Origin of the sequence: Nocardia concava NBRC 100430, assembly GCF_000308815.1 — a bacterium.
In the GTDB taxonomy this organism is placed as follows: domain Bacteria; phylum Actinomycetota; class Actinomycetes; order Mycobacteriales; family Mycobacteriaceae; genus Nocardia; species Nocardia concava.
Genome location: NZ_BAFX01000170.1, coordinates 1 through 5,429, shown reverse-complemented (window position 1 = coordinate 5,429; position 5,429 = coordinate 1). Strand labels below are relative to the sequence as shown.

Annotated in this window: 6 protein-coding genes and 1 pseudogene; 3 read left to right on the top strand and 4 right to left on the bottom strand. The window is 67.7% G+C overall.

Features of this window, described 5'->3' with window-relative positions; genetic code table 11:
- The coding region (locus tag ON43_RS35230; protein ID WP_245568891.1) for a TetR/AcrR family transcriptional regulator at positions 1-568 on the bottom strand (568 nt) is incomplete at its 3' end.
- Between the two features lie 126 nt (positions 569-694).
- Between ON43_RS35230 and ON43_RS35225 the strand changes: the two genes are divergently transcribed.
- Together ON43_RS35225 and ON43_RS35220 are read left to right on the top strand one after the other, a co-directional pair.
- A complete protein-coding gene (locus tag ON43_RS35225; protein ID WP_245568890.1) occupies positions 695-2,164 on the top strand; it encodes an MFS transporter in 1,470 nt (489 codons plus the stop codon).
- A 104-nt stretch (positions 2,165-2,268) separates the two neighbouring features.
- Complete coding sequence (locus ON43_RS35220; protein ID WP_157514290.1) at positions 2,269-3,051, top strand: MmyB family transcriptional regulator; 783 nt, start codon at positions 2,269-2,271, stop codon at positions 3,049-3,051.
- Positions 3,052-3,058: 7 nt separating this feature from the next.
- On the opposite strand, the gene ON43_RS46950 is transcribed toward ON43_RS35220, so the two are convergent.
- The gene (locus tag ON43_RS46950; protein ID WP_281033407.1) at positions 3,059-3,193 is read right to left on the bottom strand and encodes a hypothetical protein; all 135 of its coding nucleotides are present in this window, start codon (positions 3,191-3,193) and stop codon (positions 3,059-3,061) included.
- Between ON43_RS46950 and ON43_RS35215 the strand changes: the two genes are divergently transcribed.
- Positions 3,192-3,545, top strand: a complete 354-nt coding sequence (locus ON43_RS35215; RefSeq protein WP_040814628.1) for a VOC family protein — start codon at positions 3,192-3,194, stop codon at positions 3,543-3,545. The genes ON43_RS46950 and ON43_RS35215 overlap by 2 nt on opposite strands.
- On the opposite strand, the gene ON43_RS35210 is transcribed toward ON43_RS35215, so the two are convergent.
- Complete coding sequence (locus ON43_RS35210) at positions 3,524-4,351, bottom strand: MmyB family transcriptional regulator (protein WP_157514289.1); 828 nt, start codon at positions 4,349-4,351, stop codon at positions 3,524-3,526. The genes ON43_RS35215 and ON43_RS35210 overlap by 22 nt on opposite strands.
- 335 nt (positions 4,352-4,686) lie before the next feature.
- Positions 4,687-5,429, bottom strand: a pseudogene (locus ON43_RS35205) (phosphotriesterase family protein); the annotation flags it as partial.

Here is a 5,429-nt window from a genome sequence, read left to right as displayed (position 1 = left end):
CGGGTGCGGCGCGCAACCCGTCGATGGTGACTGCCAGCATGCGTTCGGCGGCGTCGGGCACGGTTTCGCAGGCGACGCCGATGCCGTGCCCGAACCGGATCAGGTCGCGGGGTTCCAGATCGGCGCGCAGCGCGCCCGCCTCCTGCCCGGCCCGGACCAGCAGCTCGGCCGCCTCGGTGATCGCCTCCCGGCACAGCTGGAAGGTGGGGGAGGCGTGGTCCATGCCGGCCTTGAGAGTGGTGGCCAGCACCCGATTGGCCATCACCCAGGACACCTGCTCGCGCAGCCAGAACTCGAAAGCCGTTGCGGGCGTGTGCTCTTCGAGTAGATCGCGGGCGCGCTGGGCCAGCTGCTCGATATTGGAGCGGTAGACGGCCTCGATCAGCGCCTCGCGATTGGGGAAGTGCCGGTAGAGGGTGCCGATCCCGATGCCCGCCCGCCGCGCGATCTCCTCGAGGGGCGCCTCGGGTCCGAGCTCTTTGAAGGCCGCCTGGGCGGTTGCCACGATCAGCTCGTAGTTGCGCCGTGCGTCTGCGCGCATCGGCTTCCCGGTCGACGGTGCTGCCACGAACCCTCCACTAGAAAACGGATGGACCCTCCGGATAGGCTTGCGCAAATGGAGGAACCCTCCATATAGTAACTCCATCGGAAACGGAGGCACCCTCCGATTTACTCCTCTTCGATGGAGAATTCCTTGTCGACCACTCTTTCCCCGGACGCCGTCGGCGTCCGCCCCGAATCGAAGACCAGCCGCGTCCGCTCGGGCATCGTGCTGGCCACCCTGTTGACCTGCCAATTGATGATCGTCCTGGACATCACCGTGATGAACGTGGCGTTGCCGCGCATCCAGAGCGACCTGCACTTCAGCGCCACCGGACTGTCCTGGGTCATGAACTCCTACAGCCTGGTGTTCGGCGGACTGCTGCTGCTCGGCGGGCGCGCCGGCGACCTGTTCGGCCGCCGCACGCTGTTCCTCACCGGCGCAACGCTGTTCACCTTGGCCTCGTTGGCGGGTGGGCTCGCACCCACCGCCGGATGGCTGATCGCCGCGCGGGTGGTGCAGGGCATCGGCGGCGCCATGGCCGCGCCCAGCACCCTCGCCCTGCTGACCACCACTTTCAGTGAACCCAAGGCCCGCATGCGGGTGCTCGCGCTGTTCTCGGGCATGTCCAGTGCCGGTTTCGCCATCGGCCTCATCGTCGGCGGACTGCTCACCGAATGGCTGAGCTGGCGCTCGGTCCTGTTCATCAATGTGCCCTTCGGGCTCGCGGTGGTGGTGCTCGCGCTGCGCTATCTGCCCCGGGCCGAGCGGCAACCCGCGCACCTGGATCTGCCGGGCGCGATCACCGCAACCGCCGGTGTGGCAGCCCTGGTCTACGGCTTCATCAGCGCCGCCTCGGACGGCTGGGAGACCGCGACCACCGATATCTCGCTGGCCCTCGGCGCGGCCCTGATCGCGGCGTTCCTCGTCATCGAATCGCGTACCGCCCAACCGCTGTTGCCGCTGCGTCTGTTCGCCGACCGCAACCGCGCCGCCGCCTACGCCAATATGTTCCTGACCCCGATGGCGGGCATGTCGATGTTCTTCTTCCTCACCCAGTTCCTGCAGGACGTCCTCGGATTGAGCGCGCTGGCAACCGGTTTCGCGTTCCTGCCGACCGCCCTGCTGATGTTCGCCATGATCCGGCTGATCCCGCGCCTGCTGCCGCGCTTCGGCCCGAAGCCGGTGACCATGGTCGGCGCGTCCGCCATGGTGTCCGGACTGGTCCTGCTGACCCTGCTCACCCCGGACAGCGGCTATTTCCCGCTGCTGTTCGCCGCCATGATCCTGATGGGATTCGGTCTGGGCCTGTCGGTTTCGCCGCTGAACGTGATCATCATGTCGAATGTCGAGCCGCACGAGGCGGGTGCGGCGGGCGGTGCGATGCAGACGCTGCAGCAGACCGGCGCCGCGCTCGGCCTGGCGATCATGGTCACCATCTTCGGCACCTCGGCCCGCGGTGCGGGCGGATCGCCGCAACACGCCCTGGTCAGTGGTATGACCACCGCGTTCGCGGCGGCGGCGGGCATCGCATCGCTGGCATTCGTGGTGGCGACCACCTTCCGGGGAACGCGTCCCGCCCGCGTCGGTGGCGTGGCCGAATCGGTTGTCGTAGCCGAATAATTGCCTGTGCGTCTAATCCTGGTTACCGGCCTGCTGTGGCAGCATTGCTAAGCGGTTGCTGTTTCGGGCAATTCGGGCCGGTAACCGGGAGGGAGCGCATGACGGTGACCGAAAGACCGGACCACGCACGGGATCTGCCGACTGTCGAGGCGCCCACATTCGGGCGCGCACTGCGGCGGCTGCGCGACGATCGCGGCGTCTCCCGGGAGCAGCTGGCCTACACCGCCGGTGTGAGCGCCAGCTACGTCACCCATCTGGAGAAGGGCGATCGGCTCAATCCGGCATTGGCGGTGGTGGAGGCCTTGCTGCGCTGTCTCGATCGCATCCGCTCGGTGTCGATGGCCGACCGGCGCCACGTGTTCGATCTGGCCGGGCTGGACCTGCCGGGGGAACCGACCGTCCGGAACCTGCGGGCGGCAATCACCACCGAGCAACGCCACGCGCTGTTCTTGTTCCGCCCGCACCTGGCCGCCTACGTCGACCACTGCGGCAACATCCTCGAGGCCAACGACGCCTGGGACACCGCCCTGCCCGGAACCCGCCAGGACGGCAACCTGTTTCGCTGGATGTTCGGCAATGACCTGGCTAAACAGCATCAGGTCGATTGGGAGGCCGAGGCACACAAATACGTCGACTGGCTGCGGACCGCCGCCGGCCGGATGGGCGACGACCCCATGCTGACCGCGCTCATGGACGATCTGGGCCGCTTCCCCGACTTCCGCCGGATCTGGGAGGAGGACGGCGTCGACTTCCCGCCCTCCACCCGGATTCAGCGCCTGCGCGATCCCGAGACCGGCCTGGTCCGCGAATTCCAGATGCAGACCGCCGGCGTCCACTGCACGGCCTTCCCCCACCACATCGCGATCATCCTCGGCCTGGAGCTGTGACCGTCCGTCAGGCGCGCAGCGGCCCGATGCTCGTCTGCGACAGGTCGAAGCCCACCGCGCTGCGCACCGCGGGTGCGGGCTGTCCGGTGAGCGGGCGTGTCGGGTGTGCATCGCGAGCGGAGACGACCACGATGGGTGCCATGAGCGATCACGAAGTGAAGATGATCATCCTGTCCACCGATGACCTGGACGAATCGATCCGGTTCTACGGCGACACGCTCGGCATGGCGTTGAAGTTCCGGGACGGAACGCATTTCGCGGCCCTCGACGGCGGGCCGATCACCCTCGCCCTCGCGACCGACGTGGACCATCCCATCCACGGCCAGGTCGTCGTCGGCATCAAGACCGCCGATGTCGATGCCGCCGCGAAGGCGGTCGAGGCCAGTGGCGGCGGCATCGTGAAGGGCCCGTACAACGACGCCCACGAGCGCCGCGCCGTGGTATTCGACAACAAGGGCAACGGCCTGGTGTTCTACAGTCCGCTGCCGCGCTGATCGGACTCGTCGTCCGGGCACTGCGGGTCGTCGTCCGGGTAGCGCAGGCCGATGAAGATCTGGATCCACTCCGGATACGTGGTGCTCGGCACCCGAAACAATTGCCCGACAATGGATATGGGCTCTCCCACCGGATCGCGCAGTCGGATGATGGGCCGCTGCCGTTCGTAGCGGGCGGTGGTCGTCGCCCACAGCTCCCGGAACAGCGGGTACCGCCCCAGCTCGGTCAGCAGATCGGCGGCCCAGCCGGGGTCGGCGTGCTGCCCGGCGAATCCGTGTAGCCACTGCACCGAGATCCGGACCTCGTGCTCCCATTCGACGAGCGCCGTCTTCGCCACCGGATTGCCCAGCATCCACCGCAGCAGGTTCCCGTCCTCGCGTAAACCCGGAAAGCCTTGTGCGAAGCTGGAATTGCAGAAGAGGATATTGAGCCGGGTGTCGACGTAGGCGGCCAGGTGCGGCTCGTAGAGTTCGAGCGCGCGGGGGATGCCGCGGCCGAGGTCGGCACGCAGATCGTCGATGTCCGGCAGCTCGGTGTCGGCCAGGCCCGCCAGATCGAACAGCAGCCGCCGTTCACCGGACGCGAGATCGGACACGTCGTTCAGGCAGCGCACCAGCGCCTCGATGATCTCCCGGGTCGGGTGCGCCCGCTCGCCCTTCTCGAGGCTGGTCACATAGCTGGCGCTCACGCCCGCGTTGAATCCCAGCCGCTCCCGCGAGAGACGACGGTCCTCGCGCAGTCGCCGCAGCGTCGAGCCGAACGAAGGCGGTTGCGGCGGTTCGTCTTTCGCCGGCTTGGCATCCACGCCGGACTCCACCGCTGCCGTACCTCCGTGCCCCGGGGCGGACGCCTCGCCGGTCCCTCCTCCGCGTCCATCTCACCGTATCGGCAATCGGCTCGCAACAGGTTGCTCAGCCGGTCCGGCCCCGCCGTCGCCGTGCCCGGAGGGCGGAAATCAGTCCCAGTTGCACGATGCGCGGATACACCAGGAGTTCGGCAGCCCGTCGGCGAGCGGTGCGAGTCGATGCGGTCATGCGTAGTCCTCCGTCCATAGTCGGCATCTATCACGCAACCTATCGCCGAGCGACACCTCCCCGAGGGGATTTGTCCGATTTGTTGCGCTGGCCTGGCATTCGGCGATCAGGTGGGCTGGAAGTGGCGGCGCGGGTTGTCGATGAGGATGGCGTCCAGGTCGGCGGGGGTGAGGCCCTTGGCCAGCAGGGCGGGGAGGACGTCCTCGCTGATGTGGCGGTAGTTCCATTTGGGGGTGACCTGGGCCTTGGCGACCGGGTCGAACCAGTCGATGAAGCAGGCGGCGTCGTGGGCGATGGTGATCTGGTCCCGGTAGCCGCGGCGCACCAGTTCGACGATCGTGTTCACCCGGTCCTCGAAGGGCAGCAGGACGTCGATGCCGAAGCGGTCCATGCCCAGACAGGAACCGGCGTCGGCCAATTCGACGAGATAGTCGAGGTCGGTGGTGTCGCCGGAATGGCCGATGATCACGCGGGTCAGATCGACGCCCTCCTCGCGCAGCACGCGCTGGGCCACCAGGCCGGAACGGGTGTGCGGGTTGGTGTGGACGGTGATCGGGGCGCCGGTGCGGACCGCGGCCTGCCCGACCGCGCGCATGACCCGCTCCACGCCGGGCGTCAGGCCGGGTGTTTCGATGGCGCACTTGAGGAATCCGGCGCGCACCCCGGTGTCGGCGATGCCCTCGGTGAGGTCGCGGACGAACAATTCCGTCATCGGCTCGGGCATATCCATCATCAAACCCGGTCCGTTGTAATGGAATTGGAACGGCAGATCGTTGTAGGTGTAGATGCCGGTGCGGCCACGATCTTCAGGTCGGTGCGGGCGGCGATCTGCTGGATGCGCGGGATGTA